This is a genomic window from Kamptonema sp. PCC 6506 (assembly GCF_000180455.1).
GTDB classification, from domain to species: domain Bacteria; phylum Cyanobacteriota; class Cyanobacteriia; order Cyanobacteriales; family Microcoleaceae; genus Kamptonema; species Kamptonema formosum.
The window spans coordinates 25510-44014 of sequence record NZ_CACA01000317.1 but is presented as its reverse complement, the minus strand read 5'-3'; the positions used below and the strand labels follow the sequence as shown (position 1 = coordinate 44014).

The window sequence follows — 18505 nt, the reverse complement described above, 5'->3', positions numbered from 1 at the left end:
TGATGGTAGGCGATCTGTGGCCGATCGGGTAAGAACCGAAGGAAGAAGGAAGAGGGAAGAAGGAAGAAGGAAGAAGGAAGAAGCGCCCCCTTGAAACCCATCGCCAAAGTTTTGATTACAGTTACACAGTTAACAGTTAACAGTTAACAGTCTACCTATTGAAAATTAAGTCTAAACGCTTTTGAGAGTCCTTGAGGGCATCTTCCGGGCGGCGGCCTAAAAGGGTTGCTTCTATGGCACGACCTAAATTTTCGGACAGTCGAGAGTAACCGGAAATAATGGGTCGCGATCGCGCTGATTTCATCTGTTCTAGGAAAACTCGCAAAACTGGGTTGCGATCGACAAATGCCTGGTAGGTCTGACTTTCTCTTGATTTGAGATTAATTGGCAGATATCCAGTCCCTAAAGCCCAAGCTGTTTGGAATTCTTCACTTAGAACATACTCTAAAAATTCCCAGGCTGCTTGTTCTCTTTGAGGTGACGTTTTCATTAAATATAGGTTTTCTCCTCCCGTGACGGCCGCTGGGCGTTTGAGGATTGGTATCGGCAAAACGCCGTAATCTATGCCGCTTTGCTGCAATTGTAATAACGTCCAAGGCCCAGTAATTTGCATGGCAACTTTGCCGGCGATGAAACTATCGAGTTCGTAACCTCTCTCTGGGGCGGAAAGTGTTGCCGATCCATCTTTGAGGATATTTTGCCACAATTGCAAGGCCGCGATCGCACCAGGATTATCTATACTAGGAATTGCTAATTGGGTATTATCTACTTGTGTTCCCAGTTCTAATTTCCGATTAACAAATTCACCGCCAGCACTGAACATGAAGGGCAACCAAGTAAAAACTACCCATTCTCCTTTGCCTAGCGATAGCATCAGGCCGTATCGATCTTTACGCCCATCTTTATTTCGATCTTGAGTAAGAGTTTTGGCTGCAATTCTAAACTCTTCCCAAGTTTCAGGCAATTTTTTGATACCTGCTTGTTTAAATAAGCTAGGACGATAAAAAATAGCAGTATTGTTAGTACCCAATGGAATTGACCAAGTGTGGCCGTCGAGTTCCATTGACTCAAATAAAGCTGGATCGATTTCTACTTTCAGGGGAGATTTATCTAACCATTCTTCTAAAGGTCTAATTGCTTCTAATTCTACTAGCTGACCTGCAATTGTGGGATTGTACCAGAGTAAATCTGGTGGTGTATTTCCCACTACTGAGGTTAAGATTTTTGGCATCTGTTGGTCTGGTTGACCAACATAGAAGGCTTCGATTTTGATTTTGGGGTGAGTTTGATTAAATTTGTTTACGAGAGATTGAAATATGTCGCGATTTGGCGGCGGGTTGATGCCATGCCACAGGGTAAGATAAATAGGGTCGCTGTTTTTAGATTGGGAATTTGGATAATTTTGACAACCGCCTAAAATCAGTAAAGCGAGCGTCAAGATAATGGAAGAGATTAGTTTCCCTTGTCTTCGCCAGCGGCGAATGATTCGAGATTTAATTGTGCCAACAAATTGAGATAAAATCATTGTAAATCTTATTAGTCCGCGTAGGCGGACTTTGTTTGTCTAGCCGCGATTTCAATCGCCAGGATATTTTTAAAATTTGTAGTAAGGTGGGTGCTGCCATAATTTATATCTTACATTATATCTTACATTAAAAAATGTATTTTCCAAGCACCACCTACCCTACAACTTAAATCTGGTAGCATCTAAGAAATCTGCTGAGAGTTGATTTATCCGTCCTTCCTCTTGATTTTGAAATAGAACTGTAAAAGCACCTGCTCCTAGTCTATCTTGCGGCCACATCCGATAGCAATGTAAAGTTGTTAAATGAGATTGATGAGCTGCCAAATCAGGAACTTCAACTGGCTGAAATTGGGGAAACTTAGCGATAAACCATTCTGTGACTTGTTCATTTTCTGCGGGTGAGTAAGTACAAGTCATATAGGCGAGATATCCTTGCGGTGCTACTATTTTAGCCGAGTTCGCTAAAATTCTTTTTTGACGATTGGCATTACTATTTATGGTTACTGGATGGAAGCATCCGGGGGCTTTTTCTCCTTTAGCAAGTAATGATTGACCCGTACATGGGGCATCTACTATTACTAGGTTAGCAGTTTGAGGTATGATTTCTGCTAATTTTTCTGAATCGGCACTGGTGACAACGGATTGGCTAATTTGGCAACGCTTGAGGTTAGAGATTAACATTCCGATGCGTTTGCCAATAACTTCGTTAGATATGAGTAATTCTGGGTGTAATATTTTCCAAGCAAAGATACTTTTACCTCCCGGTGCAGCGCACATATCTAAGATTAGTTTAATTGGTTGAGATATAGTTAATAATAGGGAGGCGGCGAAGATTGAAGAAAAGTCAAGACAGTAGTAATGTCCGCTTTCATGAAGTTGATGTTTTCCTGGTTTGGTATTGATGGCAAGTCTATCTACAAATTCGGGTTGCCAAGTTGTGGGAGTTTCAACAGTAAAAGGGTGGATTATTGGTTTTGATTCTAGCCAAAGTATGCAGGGATTAAAGGGTTGAGGATTGACTATTGCTTGGATAAATCTTTCTTGTTCTGTGGTGTCGGTAAATAGGTTACGGGTGAGTTTTAGTAAGAGGTTAGAAGGTTTTTCCATATTTAAGAAGGTACGATCGTCTGTTAGAGATTTAAACTATTACTCTTAGAGGCAATCATTTTATCCTATCGCTATGAAACTACTCAATGGTAGGCAAGCTGAGATTTCCCTGCAAAAGCCAAACGGTTACTGTCTCAACCTAGAACATCTTAGAGGCAAGAATAAATAGGAATTACGCACCCAACTAAAGAAACCGGGTTTTTTGACGAAAATACTTCGTTTTTACCCAAAGATTCTCTCAAAAACCCGGTTTCTGGAGCCCCATGTGTAAGTCCTACTTAAGCTGAAGCCGCCAGGGGTTAAAACCCCTGTCTAATAAATGGTTAAAACCCCTGGCGGGTTTCAGAGTGAAGCAATCGCAGGGCCTAGAGATTGCTTCGCAGAACTCCCAATGACATTCTCATCCCATTAACATCATAGATGACTGTCAATCTTCTCAGCTCCCCCCTTCGCCGGCCCCACTGGCCCCGTACCAAAAAGTACCACCCCATTATCAATAGCCACCAAATTAATTTTCAGCGGCCCAGCCGTATAAGTCACATCAGCCGCGATCGCCTGCACATCCAAAGGCTGATCGTACTGCTGTAATTGCTCAATAAAAGCTAACAAAGTTTCAATCTTATCATCAGCAATTTGCACTCGCCCCCCAACAATCCCCATAAAATTAGCACGAAAATTGCAAGCATCGATCAACTTTTCCAGCTTTTTCCGCACATCTTCATCCGTCAAATTTGAGGGATTAATCGTAGTTCCCGCCACCACATCTCCCTCACGAAACACAACACGATTGATCTCCGCCTCCGCAAAAACCTGAATCCGTTTTTCACCCTGAAGATAATTCGCAGCCGCCAAAATTCGCACCACATAATCTTGACCATCCTTAATCTGAACCATCAACTGCTCAACCTCAGCCTTCGTAATATCAATTACCTGCTCATTGCCATTCGGTTTGCCAGGTTGAATCAACCGCACAGTCGCTCGATTAGCCTCCTGCAACAAGCGATCTACGGCTTGCTGGGCTACAGGTGGTTCCAGAATCCGCACCACGCCAGCGGCTAAAATTTGCCCCCGCCGAATCGCCACAGTACCGCTGCGAATTGCCTGAAAATCCCTCTCTAAAATTTGCACTTGCTGCTGCAAATAGGCTTGCTGATCCTCCAAAGAAGCTTGTTCTTCTCCCAACTTTTTCAACAGCGCTTCCCGTTCCGCAATTACCAAATCTCGCTCCGCAATCGCCTGTTCCCGTTCCTGCAAAAAGCGATCGCGCTGAGCAATTTCTGCATTACGCTCAGCAATATCGCGATCGCGCTGAGCAATATTCCGATCCTGTTGAGCAATAGCGCGATCGCGCTGAGCAATATCCTTCTCCCGCTGAGCAATATCGCGATCGCGCTGAGCAATTTGGGCCTTAACCCGTTCTCCCTGTTCCCTCAATTCTTCCTGTTCCGCTTGCAACTGAGCGATCTCCGCCCCCAGAGCCCTCTTTTGTTTAGAAACAGTTTTTAACTGACTCTGAGTTTGATTTAACTGCGACTCAGTGCGCGTCCTCGCAGCCTCCACCCTACTCAATTGTTCCTGAGTGCGGGATTTCGCATCCTCCACCCGATTCAGTTGAGTTCTCAGCGAATTTAACTTAGCCTCAGTCTCAGCTTGCTCAGCATTCGCCGCCTCCAAAGAACGATTAATCTCATCCAAACTCGCCCTTGCTTGTGCTTGAGCCTCCCTAGCCTTAGCCAGCTCAGCTTCCACTTGATTTTTAGCCTGCGTCGTTTGGTTGAGCTCCTTACGAGCAGTATTCAGCCGCTTCTGAATCTCATCAATTCCAAACACACCCGTTCGCAAAGGCTTACTCGCCGCGAACAAAATCCCCAGAGTAGTCCCCGACAAAATACTACCAGTCAGAACCGTAACCAAAACAGCCGTATTCCGGGGGCGGAGTTTGAAAAGACTAAGCCTAGCCTTACCAACTTTCGTACCTAAGCGATCGCTCAGGGTAGCGATCGCGCCCCCCAAAATTAGCATTACAATTACCAGGATATATCCGGCAGTCATCGAACCCTTAGATGAAGGAAGACCCAACTCTGAATAGATAAGCTATCGATTGATTCTAGAGAGCAGAAGTTCAGCCCTTCCTCCTTCTAATTTAAGTGAATTGCTGGCTTAGGGCTACCGGATTATGAACCGTGATCTTTTTCTTATGGATCGAGATCATTTTCTCTTGCCTGAGATCCCCAAGCAAACGAGTCACAGTCACCCGCGTCGAACCAATCGCCTCCGCGATCGCCTGGTGAGACAACTTCAAATCGATCGTAATCCCCTCCGCCCCCGGAACGCCAAAATCCCGGCACAGAATCAACAGGAAACTGACCAACCTCGATCCCATATCCCGGTGAGCCAGCGTCTCAATCATCATCTCAGTTTGCAAAATCCGCGAGGACAACCCCCGCAACATCACCATCGACAGTTCTGGATCGTCCTTAAGAGCCTTCTCCACCTGTTCAATGGGCACCGAGAGCAATTCCACCGGCGTAAAAGCCACCGCGTGGTAAAACCTGTCAGAACGATGTCCCGTAATCAGAGACAACACCCCAAACACACTATTTTCCCGTAGTAGAGCTACGGTAATTTCTTCCCCCGCCTCATAAACCCTAGAGAGCTTAACGGCACCTTTAATGAGAACATAGACGCGCTCAGCCGGGTCTCCAGGGAAAAATATAGTCTTCCCCCGTTCAAAGCTTTCGACAACGGGGGGAAACGCTCCGCCGCTAATTTGGCGGAACACGGCTGCTAGCGGTCTATCATGAGTCACGACTAGATCCTTTGTACTAACCAATGCAATTGATACTCACCCGAATCATCTTTCACTGACAGGATTTATCCTGCCCTTACCTTTTCTCCCCAAGCTGGACGCAAAGGGTGTTCAGGATATTTTGTTATAAAACGAAAGTTCCTTTGGACTCTCAGACATTATGTTCATAAAAAAGTTCGGTAAGTGGGAAACTCAGTGGCTTGAGCCCTGAGAGGGAAACGACGCGAATGATTTTAATTTAATATTAAATTAAACAAAACTTGTAATAACTTACACTTATCGGCTGTAATTTCACAAGAGACAAAGGTAACGAAGGTCTACCAGGCGATCGCGATCGCCATCGGGCGATCGCCTTCAGGTCAGCAGCCCAGAACTCAGTAACCTTGGATCGCGATCGCGAAACCTGTAACTGGAGTTAACAGAGGCAAACCACTTTTGATCATCGTACCAATTGCTTATAGAATATACTACTATGCTAAATTTGACTGGAAAAAACGCTCTTGTAACTGGCATTGCCAACAATCGCTCGATTGCTTGGGGCATTGCCCAGCAGCTCCACAAAGCTGGGGCTAATCTTGGGATCACTTATCTAGCGGACGAAAAGGGCCGACACGAAAGAAAAGTGGCGGAACTCGTAGAACCGCTCAATCCCAGTCTCTATCTACCTTGCAATGTCCAAGACGACAACGAAATCAAGTCTACTTTTGAGACAATCCGCGACAAATGGGGAAAATTAGACATCCTCATCCACTGTCTAGCCTTTGCTGGCAAGGATGAACTCTCAGGCGACTTCAGCAATACTTCCCGCAAAGGTTTCACTCAAGCTTTGGAAATTAGCGCTTACTCCCTAGTGCAGATGAGTGCGGCTGCTAAACCTCTAATGACTGAGGGTGGTAGTATTCTCACTCTGACTTATTTGGGGGGAGTGCGAGTAATACCAAACTATAATGTTATGGGTATTGCTAAGGCGGCATTAGAAATGAATGTCCGTTATTTGGCCGCTGAACTTGGCCCCCAAAATATTCGGGTGAATGCAATTTCTTCAGGCCCCATTCGCACTCTAGCTTCCTCCGCAGTTGGTGGCATTTTAGACATGATTCACCACGTAGAAGAAGTTGCCCCCTTGCGGCGAACTGTGACTCAAGTAGAAGTAGGAAATACAGCAGCTTTCCTATGCAGCGACTTGGCTAGCGGGATCACGGGTCAGATTTTATACGTGGACGCTGGTTACGAAATTATGGGAATGTAGTTAATTGTTAGTAGTTAATTGTTAACGGTTAACGGTTAACTGTTAACGGTTAACTGTTAACGGTTAACTACATTTGTGAATGATTATGCTTTAGTTAAAAGTAAGTAAAAATTTAAAATTTACAGGACTTACACACCAACAACTAACAACTAACAATTAACAACTAACAACTAACAACTAACAATTAACAATTATGCAAATTAGCGATCGCTCTTCTCTTCCTCCTGCCAACATCACCCACCAAGCTAGAGCCGCGTCCGTCAAACGCACCACTGGAGAAACAGATGTAACAGTCATCCTGAATCTGGACGGCATAGGCACTTGTAAGGCAGCGACAGGAATTCCCTTTCTAGACCACATGATGCACCAGTTATCTTCTCACGGCCTGATCGATCTAGACGTACAATCGATCGGCGATCTAGAAATTGACGACCACCACACAAACGAAGATGTGGGAATTACGCTGGGCCAGGCCTTGGGGAAAGCGCTAGGCGATCGCAAAGGAATTGTCCGCTTTGGTCATTTCATTGCCCCTTTAGATGAAGCTTTAATTCAAGTAGTATTAGACTTTTCTGGCCGCCCTTACTGTAGTTATGGATTAGAAATTCCAACTCAGCGGGTGGGTACTTACGACACCCAGTTAGTCAGAGAATTTTTCATGGCAGTATGCAATCATGCTCAAATGACATTGCACATTCGGCAGTTAGACGGAATTAATTCTCATCATATTATTGAAGCAACCTTTAAGGCTTTTGCCCGTGCTTTGCGGATGGCTGTGGAAATCGATCCCCGCCGTGCCAGTGCGATTCCAAGTTCTAAGGGAGTTCTGTAGATATATTGGTCAAAAATTTATAACCGCAAGAAGAAAAAAGAAGGATTTACGATCTAGAAGGGAAATGACCTCAAATTTTGGCCTTCTACTTTGTGAACTCTGCTTTGTGACCTCTGCTTTGTGACCTCTGCTTTGTGACCTCTACTTTTTACCCTCTGCCCTCTACCTTCTACATTTTGCCTGCTTTCCTAATTAAGTAGCTCCACCTAGTTAAACATAAGATAAGGATGGCTAAAAAGCTGACTGTATAAACATTCTTCCTTCTTCCTTCTTCCTTCTTCCTTCTTCCTTCTACTTAAAATAAGTGGCAAATGTAATTCTTAACCTTTTTTACGTTCATTTAACCTTCATACTAGATCTAAGAGCTTCAATAGCTGGATTGACCCGCCTAGCAGTCTGCAAGAGAAATTCGTTTTATGCCTTGGTCTCGTATCCTCAGTGGAATAGTTGCGATCGCCCTTGCGTTGGGAATGATTTTTTTAGGGGGATGGTACTTCACCATCGGCTTTGGGATTATTGTCTACCTCGGTCAGCAGGAATATTTTCAACTCGCCCGCGCCAAGGGTATTGCACCCGCTGGCAAAACTACCTTAGCCGTCAGTCAAGTTTTGCTAGTAACTGCGGCCCTGGCACCAAACCTGGTAGATGCCATGTTTGCCTTAGCAGGAACCTTAATCTGTTTTTACCTGTTGTTCCAACCCAAGTTGTCAACGATCGCAGACATTTCTTCCTCAATCTTGGGATTGTTCTACGGCGGTTATTTGCCCAGCTATTGGGTAAGGCTGCGAGTCGGGCTCGACCAAACTGCATCTGCCATGTCTCAGGCTGTGGCCAGTAATGCACCCATTAACGACTACTGGCCGGATTGGACAAATGCCCGCACTTTACCTTTAGGGTTAACGACGCTGCTATTAGCTTTCGGCTGTATCTGGGCCGCTGATATCGGCGCTTACTTCATGGGTAAATTCTTTGGTCGCACCTCCCTGTCCCACATTAGCCCCAAAAAGACGGTAGAAGGTGCTGTGTTCGGAGTGGGCGGTAGCGTTGCAGTAGCAGTAGCGGGATCTTGGTATTTGAACTGGCCAGGGTGGCCCTATACTGGCGTAGTTTTGGGTTTATTGATTGGCATCGCTAGTCTGTTGGGAGATTTAACGGAGTCCATGATGAAGCGAGATGCTGGGGTCAAGGATTCCGGGCAGTTGATCCCCGGTCACGGTGGTATTCTCGATCGCACTGATAGCTATGTTTTTACTGCGCCCTTAGTTTACTATTTTGTAACTCTGGCATTGCCGTTAATGGATTCTTTTTTCTGAACCAGAGCCCGATCTTGTTTAGGGTTGCGATCGCATCCTATTTTTCCAGCTCAGAGGATATGTTGGGATGTCTGATTTTGCTGCTAAAGTCACAGTCATTGATTTGTCTCACTCTTGATATTGACCCATATCACTCCGATCTTTTATTCCTATCACTGGCTATAAGGGACTTCCATCAGCCTTTAGGCAGAAAACTATCACATCGTCTTCATGATGGCAGTCACATACACTTTGCTAACTTTGCCCGATATTAAAGGCATAGATGTTTTTCACTGCTAATGACAACTCAAGCGTTTCTCCCAGAATTGATCATTTCAGAACTGTACTTTACAGCCTGGAAGTCAGGCGGTATTAATCGGAAGCACCGGCAACAACTTCAGTCGGCAATATTAACCAATTCCCTCAGCGAACCAGACCACAAAATTATTACTAGATTGCTGTACGCTGTACGTCGGGGATGGCTCTCAATAGTAGATTAACCTCAAATAGAGTGCTGGAAAAAAGATAATTACCAGCATCTCTACTTATAATTTTACTTATAATTTTATAGTACGATCTAAATTAAGTAGGGCGACTAGAGTTAAATTTAATAGGTTGTGTACAATATTTGCGTAGCTCGCAAGTAGCAACAGACAAAATTTAACAGAAAATAAGTCAAACCTATGACACTGATTATAACTGGCTCGAAGATGATTCGGGATTTAGAGAAGTCGGGTTCCCTGGCCGTCTACGTCCCCTTAGAGGGTGGATTTGAAGGGCGCTACCAGCGGCGACTTAGAGCTGCAAGCTACAGCACCCACAATATCACAGCGCGGGGTTTAGGTGACTTAGCTGCTTATCTAACAGGGGTTCACGGCGTAAGACCTCCCCACCTTGGTAAAAAAACTACTGGTAATGAGGCCTCAGTCGGCTATGTTTATTATCTGCCCCCAGTGGTAAATACTCAATTGGAGCACTTGCCCCCGAAAGCCAAAGGGTTGGTACTGTGGATCATTGAGGGGTTTGTTTTATCCCGTCAGGAAATTGAATATTTGACAGTTTTACCTAGTTTAGAGCCACGAGTGAAAGTAGTAGTGGAAATGGGAGGCGATCGCGCCTTTCGCTGGACTCCCCTAAAAGATGCCTTAATCGCCGCAGCTTAAACTCAAGCTGAATGCGATCGCGCCATTTTTAAAACAGTTGACAGTTAACCGTTAACCGTTAACTGTTAACTTAATTCTCCTGCCTTTGTGAGTGATGTCTCGAACACAGCCAATTGCTAGGAAGTAAAGAAGGCCAACCCTCCTGCAAAGCTTCTATACAAACTGTCCGAACCGTCAACTGGCAGTCAAGCAGTTCTACACCTGCTTTCTCAACCTGCTTATTACCAATCTTTAAAATTGATTCATCATTAAATTCAAACGTCTTATGACATTGAAGACAAACTAAATGATGATGGTGATGAGATTGAGGTAAATTCAGTTCATAATGTTTGTGACCCTCCGCCAGTTCTAGTTCCCGCAAAATGCCAATATTAGCCATTAAATGCAGAGTTCTATACACAGTAGACAAACCAATACTTTCTCCTCCCTCCTTCAAAATATTGTACAATTCTTCTGCACTTAAATGATTGCCTTCCGGCAAATTTTGAAATACATTCAAGATAGTTTCTCTCTGGGGAGTCAGGCGACATCCCCTTTGATTTAGTTCAGCTTTGAGTGAGTTAGTTTTGTAAAACGACATATCAAAATCCTCCAAACAAAATATTACGATTAAAACTTACTGCAACGTTGCTGACAAGCATTACAAGAACTGGTTCTTGGTTCAAAGTCAGAACAGCCAATCGCCTCCTCTGTACAAGCACTAAAAGGTCGCACCGTACATTTAAGGCGATAGTCATTAGTAAAAAACTCACAGTCAGAACAGGGAATTTTATGCAGCCGCGTGATTTGAGAAATACCCTCTCGTAATGCTTGCCAAACACTCCATAAAAATAGAACAAGTAGCGTCCAGGTACAGAAACAGTAAATTACAACATTCATAGATGAATTCTCTCAAGTTTATAAACAATTTCCATAAATCTTGATTAAGAAACAGAGTAAGGCAATTCGCCAAAACTCTGTTTCTGTAGCGGAAAACTAAAACAAGACTTACGTAAGCTTGACGTAACGCCGCCATCCTGGTGGTCAAGAAATCATACCTATTGGCGGCATTACGGATGATTTTTATAAGTCCTGTTTTAGTTCACAACGCCTCGCAAAATTGCATCAATACCCGCAAAGTTTTCTAGCAGTAAATAAGCTAAGAAAGCTCCACTAGAACCGCCAAGGACAAAACCACCCCGGAATAAGCTCCAATCTTCAGGTGTTTTTTGCCAATAGAAAACCTTGCCTTTTTCCCGCTTTCCATTCTCATAAATAGAAAGTAGTATTGACAAAATTAAGATTACTGCGAGGGCAGCAAGCAACCCAGCCAAAGGTGCTAAACTCTTTTGTTGCAAAGGAATCAATACTACAAAGATTCCCACTAGAAAATATCCGTGAGCTAAGCTTACTTCTAACCCTCTGACAATGGGAGATAAACCTTTGCGGTAAATCGGTAAATTCCGCAATAAAGTTACACTCACATCAGAAAAACTCATTGAACCCATTGCAGTTTCAACTTGAATATCGCTAGGAGATTGCTTCACAAACTCCCCAGAACGAAAATCAAATCCCACCGCTTTTGTCCGCACGCGCAGCGCGTGCCAAATGTGACCGCACAACACGACAACTGCTAAGACAAAGTGAGCAGTTGCCAGCCAAGTCCGCGAAGAAATTACAACCGCATCAGGGCCAGTTAAACCCACAGGGCCGTAGAAAACCTCTGGATAAACAGTGTTATTTACGGTTACGAAATAGGCTGCCAAAAAGCCCATATAAGCCAGAGCACCTAAGCTGTAAGAAAGATAGGCTTCACCCGACCAAAACAACACGCGCTCGGCCCAGCGAAAAGGCTTAGTAAAGATGTGCCAAAAACCGCCGCTAATACAGAGAATCCCCACCCAAATATGACCGCCGATGACATCTTCAAGATTGTTAACTGCGGCCATACCTTGCGAGCCCCAGAAACCGAAGAGATAGCCAAAAATCCGACCAGGATTGAGCGTAGGGTTAGAAATAACTCGGACATCTGCGGCAATGGGGTCATAAACACCGCCCCAAAACATTGCTTTCCCTACCAATAACCACGCACCTAAACCTAGCAGTAATAAGTGAATGCCAATGATAGTTGTCATCTTGTCTTTGTCTTCCCAGTCGTAACCGAAAGAGCCAAAAAAAGTATGATTTTTCGGCAAGATGCTAGGGCCAAGTAGGGAATGATAAAGGCCGCCAGCACCGAGAACAGCAGAACTAATTAGGTGCAAAACGCCGATGACAAAGTAAGGATAAGTATCGACAACTTGACCGCCCGCACTAACACCAAAGCCTAACCGCGCTAAGTTGGGAAGCAAGATTAAACCTTGATCAAACATCGGCTGCGCGGGGTTGAAATTGGAGAGCTCAAACAGAGTCATCGCCCCGGCCCAGAGTGTTATTAAGCCAGCGTGAGCTACATGGGCTCCTAAAAGTAGTCCTGAAAGATTGGTAAAACGGGCATTTCCCGCCCACCAGCCATACTCTTGTTCTGGGTTTTCTGTTGGTGGTACTGATGTTGAATCAGCTATTGCTTGCATTTGTACTAACTCCTAAATTGAGCAAAACTGAGGGATTATTGACCGCCCAGAATGGCGGCGTGACCATAGTTAACTGGCTGGATTCATCGCGACTTGGCGGCTTTCTGGCTGAATATCTTCGCGGGTGGCCTCGACAACTTTGCCTTGGCGGAAGTCAAATCCTGCGGCTCGCAAGGCGTGCCAAATATGCCCTTGTAACAGGAAGAAGGCCAGCCAGAAGTGGGCGTTTGCTAGCCAAACGCGAGAAGTGAGCATTTCGCCGCGATGGAAGTAAGGGAATTGCTCAAAACCGATATTTAAAGCCGGGCCAAAAAATTCTTCTGGGTAAACCAGGGTGTTAACTGAGACAAAATAGGTAGCGATAAACCCCATTAAGGCTAAGGCTCCCAGGCTGTAGGAAAGGTAAGCTTCCCCTGACCAGACAAACAGCCGTTTTGCCCAAGGGAAGGGTTGAGTGCTGATGTGCCAGAAACCGCCGCCAATGCAGAGGATGCTGACCCAAATGTGACCGCCGACAACATCTTCGAGGTTGTCAACTCCAGCAATCCAGTTTTTGCCGTTGACTCCGAAGAGGTAGCCGAAAATGGTGGCGGGGTTGAGGGTGGGATTGGAAATCACCCGCACGTTCTGGATTGTGGTATCATAAAGCCCACTAAAATACATGGCTTTGGCCACCAACAAGGCAGCACCTAGACCCAATAAAGTTAGGTGAATGCCAAGGATGGTGGTCATTTTGTCTGCATCTTCCCAGCGATACCCGAAGAAGGGGGTTCTTTCTTCTAGGGTTTCGGGCCCTTTGAGGGAGTGAAAGATGCCGCCGAAGCCGAGAAATGCTGAGCTAATCAGGTGTATGACTCCGATCGCGAAGTAGGAGTAGGTATCGACAATTTGACCCCCGGCTCCAACGCCAAAGCCCAGCCGTGCTAGATTCGGCAGCAGGATTAGGCCTTGTTCGTACATGGGTTGCTCTGGGTTGAAGCGGGAGAGTTCAAATAGGGTGTAGGCTCCCGCCCATAGGACGATTAGGCCTGCATGGGCAACGTGGGCTCCCAGCAGTCGGCCGGAAAGGTTTGTTAAGCGGGCATTCCCCGCCCACCAGGGAAAGGATTTTCCTTCGCCTGGAAAGGATTTTGCGACCATGTTGCTCATGGGTTCACCTCTTGAGTCAGTAGGTTTTAAGCTGGTTAAAGCTTATTGAAATTAATAATCAATAATTTCTTCTGGTTTGTCAAGGGCTATTTATAAAATATTTCATTAGTTATGGGGGAAATTAGCTGTAATATATTTTAACAATGGCTTTAATACTTATAGGCAAAGCATTTTAGAGCCGTAAATGCTGAGTAGGGGGTTTTTAAGGCAAAAAAAATTTTTAGAGGTTATTGACAAATAGTTCTAGTAAGTCTAGAGTGTTATTCAGATGGCTATGGATATGTTCCTCTCTGATAAGACAAGGTTAGAGAACAAGCTCGCTGCTGTTTGCGGTGGAAATTTTGCATAGGTGGGCAAACGGCTAGTTTTTCTAAACTTGGGAGTTAGGAAGCGAGAGTTTCGCGATCGCGGTTCCTTCGCTGTGGGCAGATGTTGCCAAATCCAGTTACATTTCCTTTCCAGCTCCAACACAAAAAGCCTGAGAGGTACAGCTCTCAGGCTCTTTTTTCTTATGTGTAACGCGGTTAGGACTACGTTTAACTTCTTGCTTGTTCCTTCTTCCCTTCCTTCTTCCTTCTTCCTTCTTCCTTCTTCCTAGTTCAAGCTCGACTGCACCAAAGTATCGGGCGCTAGGAAGTGAGCTAGATGATAAGCTCGCTCTTCTGTTTTGAGCAGGATTTTTTCGTATAAGTAGCGCGTACCGCGATCGCCTAAACTTTCCGCTTGTCCTGCTTGACGGCGTAACAAACTGATAATCGCTTGCTCCGCACTCAGATCGTGTTCGAGCATTTGGCGACAGGAATAAGCACCGTCAGCTTCCGGTTGGAAGCAGCAAAGTTCTGCTAACTTACTAAAACCAGCCGCAGGAATACCGCCCAAACCATTCAAGCGTTCGCCCAATTCGTGGACGTGATCTTGAGCATCGCCGTAACTGTCTTCAAAAAACTGGTGTAGAGAGTAAAATTCCGCTCCCTCAACAACAAAATGGTGCTTTTGATATTGCAGGTAAAGCGCCTGAAAACTTGCCAGCAGAGCATTCATCCCTTCACAGACTGGGGCTGTGACTGAATGTTCGAGCAAAATTGGATTGTCGGCAAGGTGGCCAAATGGGCGCACTGCACTGTGAGTTTCAGCCATAGTCTGTTCCCTCTCAATAGGCAGATTTATTGCCAATCCGCTTAGTTTACCACGCTAAATCACTGAGTCAAGCTCAGCCAAGCAGACTACTAGGAATACTTACAAGTTGGTAAATTTTTCTTGCAGGTCTATTGAGAATTACTCGCACTTGCGCTATAGTCTATAAAGTAACTATCTAACAGGCGTTCTGGAGAATCAGGACTTCATGGAAACCAAGAATATACAGGCAGAGAGTTAATTTTTTAAGATTTATACCTTCTTTCTTAACAATTCTCCCTCAGCTAAGCTCTTGTATGCCCTTGTTTTTCCTTTCTATCTTTGTCATCAGTCACAAAAATTAGTGCAAATGGATTTCATTTATGAATAAATCAGAGCTAGAATCAGAACCATGTCACATTGTTGAGGTTAGTTGGGTAGACCGCTGGCAAGTTTACCAGCGTTTGCAGGAGTTAGAGATTACCTGCTGGTGTGCTATTGATAAACCTTTGCGGGTGCAAATCAACAGTGCTCTGCAAGCTACTCAGTTAGAGAGTGTATTAAGGCAGTATAGATCCCCCCGTTGGGAGTTGGAAGCCTGTTTGGAAGGCTGCTGGAAAAGCAGCTAGTAGCGCTTGACTAGACGCAAGCAATTTGAAACGTTAACAACTTATAACCAATCTAGAACCATGTGTAAATCACGCAAAGAAGTATCAGAATTCAGCCTTGAGGGGCAGATCGTCGGTTCTATTCTTGAAGATGGTTACAAACTCTCCTACTTGCGAATTGCCGCAGCATCGGGGGAGGAGTATGTCGTCAAAATCTCTAAAGAGTTGCGTAAGCGTAGCCAGCCGGAGACATCGCCTCTGTTTCCAATTGCAAAGCGAGGTTTAGCGGTTCGGGTTGTAGGAGAGAAAAAACTCAACTTGGACAATGGCAAAACTAAACTGAAAGCTTATAGCATCACCCCCTTAATTGGTGGTAATTTCCAGGCTACCAAGCCTCGGAGTTTCGAGGATATATCTATTGAAAAACTGGCTTCGGCTTTGTCTGTTTCCTGTGGCGATCGCACTCCTATTATCCCTTACCAAGGGAGAGATGTTGACTCTGCCAAAAAGGTTACTCCCAAGGCAAATTGCCCTCAAGCTAAGGCTAAAATTTTGGTCTGTCAAAAGTCTGACTGCCAGAAGCGGGGCGGTAGAGCCATCTGTCAGGCCTTGGAAACGGCGTTAAGCGATCGCGGCTTGGAAGACCACGTAACTATTCAGGGAACGGGATGTCTTAAACAGTGCAAAGCAGGGCCAAACATTATTTTGATGCCAGATAAAACCCGCTATAGCCGCATCGAACCCGCAAAAATCCCTGGAATTATCGAAAAACATTTTGCTGTTAATGGTTAATAGTTAATTGTTAACTGTTAATTGTTAAACTGCCCGCGTTAGGACGTTAATTAATTGCTGCAATTCCTTGGTATTATTCCTTTTTTCTTCAGCTATATATGGCTAAATCTCAATAAAAAAGCGGCAATTTTCAGCCGCTTTTTTAATTTTAACTAGATCGGGACTTAAACATTCTCGACGTTTAGATACTGCTGATACCTAGAAACTAAAGGTAGTCCGCAAAACACCTACGAAAATTGTGTCACTGTCCTCACTGTGATTCGGATTAGTAATCACAAAAACACCGGGAGTAATTGAGATAAAATCATTTACTTGGAAACGATAGAAACCCTCAATGTGCAAGGAAGTTTCATCATCTTCTCGGTCGTCGCTATCCGTAACTTTTGGCGGTACGCCCACGACGAAACCTAATAGGTTGCCTCGCCGACCTAAATCTGGGAATGCTAGAGTAATAGCCGCGTTCATAATTGTGGCTTCATCGTTGCCTCCTCTTTCTTGGTTAGCACGGGTGTAGCCGAACCAACCGCCCAGATTAAAGCGCGTACTGGGTTTCCAATTAAATTGAGCGCCAAAGTTATCTGAGGAGGTAGCGCCGCTTCCAAAAGGCTGTTCAGCTAAGTTACTACCCGTACCGCCACCAACACCGACACTGCCACTTCGGAAGTATTTATGGGCGTAAGTCAGGCCCACGTCCAACCCTGACCCCAGAGAGAAGGCTAGCTGACCAAGCGCAGTGTAGGAACCAGTGAAAACTCCCCGACCTTCTTGGGGGTTAGGAGCATCCACATCATTAGCTAGGTAGGCTATCTGGGCTCGGAAGTTCCTGCTGAAAGCGTAATTGATACCCACACCAGCGCCTTCAGGGCCTCTGTACACGGCGGGGTTGCGCTGTCCAAATCGGGAAACAGAAGCGCTACCGCTACTGTTGAAGGGCGTGATCGTTTCGGCAATGTCGTCGATGGAGAGTCCTTTCGGGCCAAACCAGACTGTAGCGCGACCTGCGGGGAAACGATACCACGCTTGGTCGAGTGTAAAGTTGTTGCCATCGTCACCGTCAAAGCCTAAGCGGGCCATGTTGGTATTGTTCGCTCCGGGGCGATCGTATCGGGCAACGTTCCTGGCTTGCAAGCGGGTTCTCAATAAGTCTCGACCAGTAAAGCTGGTGTTGAGGTTGAGCCGCACCCGATAGCCCAGGTTAGTGCTGGTGCTGTCATCGTTATCGTCATCGTCGTCGTCATTGAGAGAAATATCTCCCGCGTAGCTATCGCTGACGGCAAAGATCGCTTCTCCGCTCAGCTTGGTGGTGGTGGAGAACTGATTGGCTTCGAGTTCAGTTGTCCGTGCTTCTAGTGCGTCCACCCGTCCGCGTAAGGTAGCCAGTTCAGCGGCAAATTCTTCTTGCAGACGTTGCAGTATGGCTAAGTCTTCTTTGGTGACAAAGTTACCAGTAGCTCCACCTATTAGCCGGGTAATCTGGTCTAAGCAAGCGTTCAAACCTGCGGCAAATTCGTAACGAGTTAATGCTCGGTTGCCTCGAAATGTGCCGTCGGGATAACCTGCGATACAACCGTAGCGCTCGACTAGGGATTGCAAGGCTTGGAATGCCCAGTCTGTAGGCTGCACGTCAGATAACTGGGAAACAGATGTCACCTGAGCCATACCGCTTGATGACCCAGATGCTTGACCGCTGGGCTGCATTGAGGGCGATGCTGGTAGGATGGGCCCGCCCATGGTAGAAGTTGGCGCAGCAGCGGGGACTTGAGCTATTGGTTCGGGGAAGGCGGTGGGGGCTGAAGTTGCCGGAGCCGTCTGGAGCGGGGTAGTTTGAAGTGAGAGCTCGGATGCTGGCGCAGTGGTAGCCGCATCTGGAATTAATTTGATGTCACTCCCAAGAATCTGGGCGTTACTGCTTGACTCTGTTGGTGCTTCGTTCTTAGTCTCTAGGGGGGTAACTGCTGCAATTTCCTCTGCTGGGGAAGCGCTGGTGTTTAGGGTCAGCGTTTCTGGGATGGCAATTGATTCAGCAACAGCGAGATCGGAAGCCTGAGCTGTCGCTACCTGGGTGGTTTCAGGGGTTGTGGGCGCTTCTTGCGCGATCGCAGCGGCACAGATGATTGAAGACATCCCCAACATGGCTGGAGATGCTAGTAATAGATTCCAAAAAGTTTTATTCATTATTCCTCACGCCCTCACACTCAACATCTAAATTTAGAATCAAGTTCCAACTGCTAGGTTGTCTTGATTTCTTACTTGATTGACAATATTCTTTTACTGCCTGGAAGGTAACGGTGTCAAGCTTTTTAACCTGAGCTTA

The 18505-nt window shown here is 45.6% G+C and carries 17 protein-coding genes; 7 read left to right on the top strand and 10 right to left on the bottom strand.

From position 1 onward, the window contains the following. Positions 1-151: 151 nt before the first annotated feature. From OSCI_RS20600 to ntcA, 4 genes are all read right to left on the bottom strand, one after another. Positions 152-1525: an ABC transporter substrate-binding protein gene (locus OSCI_RS20600; RefSeq protein WP_007357060.1), complete on the bottom strand. Its 1374-nt coding sequence runs from the start codon at positions 1523-1525 to the stop codon at positions 152-154. A 159-nt stretch (positions 1526-1684) separates the two neighbouring features. Further along, positions 1685-2632, bottom strand: coding sequence for an RsmB/NOP family class I SAM-dependent RNA methyltransferase (locus OSCI_RS20595; RefSeq protein ID WP_007357059.1), 948 nt, complete (start codon positions 2630-2632; stop codon positions 1685-1687). Between the two features lie 414 nt (positions 2633-3046). Beyond that, positions 3047-4711 (bottom strand): DUF3084 domain-containing protein, encoded by a 1665-nt coding sequence (locus OSCI_RS20590; RefSeq protein ID WP_234708783.1) that lies wholly within the window; start codon positions 4709-4711, stop codon positions 3047-3049. Positions 4712-4775: 64 nt separating this feature from the next. Continuing rightward, the gene (ntcA, locus tag OSCI_RS20585) at positions 4776-5441 is read right to left on the bottom strand and encodes a global nitrogen regulator NtcA (RefSeq protein WP_007357057.1); all 666 of its coding nucleotides are present in this window, start codon (positions 5439-5441) and stop codon (positions 4776-4778) included. A gap of 472 nt (positions 5442-5913) precedes the next feature. Here ntcA and fabI point away from each other — a divergent pair, with 472 nt between their 5' ends. The 5 genes from fabI (at position 5914) to OSCI_RS20560 (ending at position 9977) form a co-directional block, all read left to right on the top strand. Next, positions 5914-6690, top strand: coding sequence for an enoyl-ACP reductase FabI (gene fabI / locus OSCI_RS20580; RefSeq protein WP_007357056.1), 777 nt, complete (start codon positions 5914-5916; stop codon positions 6688-6690). A 193-nt stretch (positions 6691-6883) separates the two neighbouring features. Beyond that, on the top strand, positions 6884-7522 hold the full coding sequence (gene hisB, locus OSCI_RS20575; RefSeq protein WP_007357055.1) for an imidazoleglycerol-phosphate dehydratase HisB: 639 nt from the start codon (positions 6884-6886) through the stop codon (positions 7520-7522). A 416-nt stretch (positions 7523-7938) separates the two neighbouring features. Further along, positions 7939-8835, top strand: coding sequence for a phosphatidate cytidylyltransferase (locus tag OSCI_RS20570; protein ID WP_007357054.1), 897 nt, complete (start codon positions 7939-7941; stop codon positions 8833-8835). Between the two features lie 278 nt (positions 8836-9113). Next, the gene (locus OSCI_RS20565) at positions 9114-9314 is read left to right on the top strand and encodes a hypothetical protein (RefSeq protein WP_019487501.1); all 201 of its coding nucleotides are present in this window, start codon (positions 9114-9116) and stop codon (positions 9312-9314) included. 183 nt (positions 9315-9497) lie between these two features. Then, complete coding sequence (locus tag OSCI_RS20560) at positions 9498-9977, top strand: NAD(P)H-quinone oxidoreductase subunit N (RefSeq protein WP_007357053.1); 480 nt, start codon at positions 9498-9500, stop codon at positions 9975-9977. A gap of 70 nt (positions 9978-10047) precedes the next feature. Here the strand turns inward: OSCI_RS20560 and OSCI_RS20555 are convergent, their stop codons facing one another. The 5 genes from OSCI_RS20555 to OSCI_RS20540 form a co-directional block, all read right to left on the bottom strand. Further along, positions 10048-10557, bottom strand: coding sequence for a transcriptional repressor (locus tag OSCI_RS20555; protein ID WP_007357052.1), 510 nt, complete (start codon positions 10555-10557; stop codon positions 10048-10050). A 29-nt stretch (positions 10558-10586) separates the two neighbouring features. After that, entirely contained in the window at positions 10587-10856 is a 270-nt protein-coding gene (locus OSCI_RS28685) for a hypothetical protein (protein WP_007357051.1), read from the bottom strand. Between the two features lie 197 nt (positions 10857-11053). Continuing rightward, on the bottom strand, positions 11054-12529 hold the full coding sequence (locus OSCI_RS20550; RefSeq protein WP_007357050.1) for a chlorophyll a/b binding light-harvesting protein: 1476 nt from the start codon (positions 12527-12529) through the stop codon (positions 11054-11056). Positions 12530-12598: 69 nt separating this feature from the next. Then, a complete protein-coding gene (locus OSCI_RS20545) occupies positions 12599-13678 on the bottom strand; it encodes a chlorophyll a/b binding light-harvesting protein (protein ID WP_007357049.1) in 1080 nt (359 codons plus the stop codon). 594 nt (positions 13679-14272) lie between these two features. Then, on the bottom strand, positions 14273-14815 hold the full coding sequence (locus tag OSCI_RS20540; RefSeq protein ID WP_007357048.1) for a Dps family protein: 543 nt from the start codon (positions 14813-14815) through the stop codon (positions 14273-14275). A gap of 359 nt (positions 14816-15174) precedes the next feature. Here OSCI_RS20540 and OSCI_RS20535 point away from each other — a divergent pair, with 359 nt between their 5' ends. Further along, positions 15175-15420, top strand: a complete 246-nt coding sequence (locus tag OSCI_RS20535; RefSeq protein WP_007357047.1) for an Asr1405/Asl0597 family protein — start codon at positions 15175-15177, stop codon at positions 15418-15420. A 60-nt stretch (positions 15421-15480) separates the two neighbouring features. Next, entirely contained in the window at positions 15481-16191 is a 711-nt protein-coding gene (locus OSCI_RS20530; protein ID WP_007357046.1) for a (2Fe-2S) ferredoxin domain-containing protein, read from the top strand. Between the two features lie 198 nt (positions 16192-16389). Here the strand turns inward: OSCI_RS20530 and OSCI_RS20525 are convergent, their stop codons facing one another. Next, the gene (locus tag OSCI_RS20525) at positions 16390-18366 is read right to left on the bottom strand and encodes an iron uptake porin (protein ID WP_007357045.1); all 1977 of its coding nucleotides are present in this window, start codon (positions 18364-18366) and stop codon (positions 16390-16392) included. Positions 18367-18505: the final 139 nt, after the last annotated feature.

Excerpts from the sequence above, each read along its gene's own strand:
- fabI (WP_007357056.1), top strand. The coding sequence starts at position 5,914 with ATGCTAAATTTGACTGGAAAAAACGCTCTTGTAACTGGCATTGCCAAC.
- OSCI_RS20600 (WP_007357060.1), bottom strand. The coding sequence starts at position 1,525 with ATGATTTTATCTCAATTTGTTGGCACAATTAAATCTCGAATCATTCGC.
- OSCI_RS20525 (WP_007357045.1), bottom strand. The coding sequence starts at position 18,366 with ATGAATAAAACTTTTTGGAATCTATTACTAGCATCTCCAGCCATGTTG.
- OSCI_RS20560 (WP_007357053.1), top strand. The coding sequence starts at position 9,498 with ATGACACTGATTATAACTGGCTCGAAGATGATTCGGGATTTAGAGAAG.
- OSCI_RS20545 (WP_007357049.1), bottom strand. The coding sequence starts at position 13,678 with ATGAGCAACATGGTCGCAAAATCCTTTCCAGGCGAAGGAAAATCCTTT.
- OSCI_RS20535 (WP_007357047.1), top strand. The coding sequence starts at position 15,175 with ATGAATAAATCAGAGCTAGAATCAGAACCATGTCACATTGTTGAGGTT.
- OSCI_RS20550 (WP_007357050.1), bottom strand. The coding sequence starts at position 12,529 with ATGCAAGCAATAGCTGATTCAACATCAGTACCACCAACAGAAAACCCA.
- OSCI_RS20570 (WP_007357054.1), top strand. The coding sequence starts at position 7,939 with ATGCCTTGGTCTCGTATCCTCAGTGGAATAGTTGCGATCGCCCTTGCG.
- OSCI_RS20540 (WP_007357048.1), bottom strand. The coding sequence starts at position 14,815 with ATGGCTGAAACTCACAGTGCAGTGCGCCCATTTGGCCACCTTGCCGAC.
- OSCI_RS20555 (WP_007357052.1), bottom strand. The coding sequence starts at position 10,557 with ATGTCGTTTTACAAAACTAACTCACTCAAAGCTGAACTAAATCAAAGG.
- hisB (WP_007357055.1), top strand. The coding sequence starts at position 6,884 with ATGCAAATTAGCGATCGCTCTTCTCTTCCTCCTGCCAACATCACCCAC.
- OSCI_RS20530 (WP_007357046.1), top strand. The coding sequence starts at position 15,481 with ATGTGTAAATCACGCAAAGAAGTATCAGAATTCAGCCTTGAGGGGCAG.
- OSCI_RS20595 (WP_007357059.1), bottom strand. The coding sequence starts at position 2,632 with ATGGAAAAACCTTCTAACCTCTTACTAAAACTCACCCGTAACCTATTT.
- OSCI_RS20565 (WP_019487501.1), top strand. The coding sequence starts at position 9,114 with ATGACAACTCAAGCGTTTCTCCCAGAATTGATCATTTCAGAACTGTAC.
- OSCI_RS28685 (WP_007357051.1), bottom strand. The coding sequence starts at position 10,856 with ATGAATGTTGTAATTTACTGTTTCTGTACCTGGACGCTACTTGTTCTA.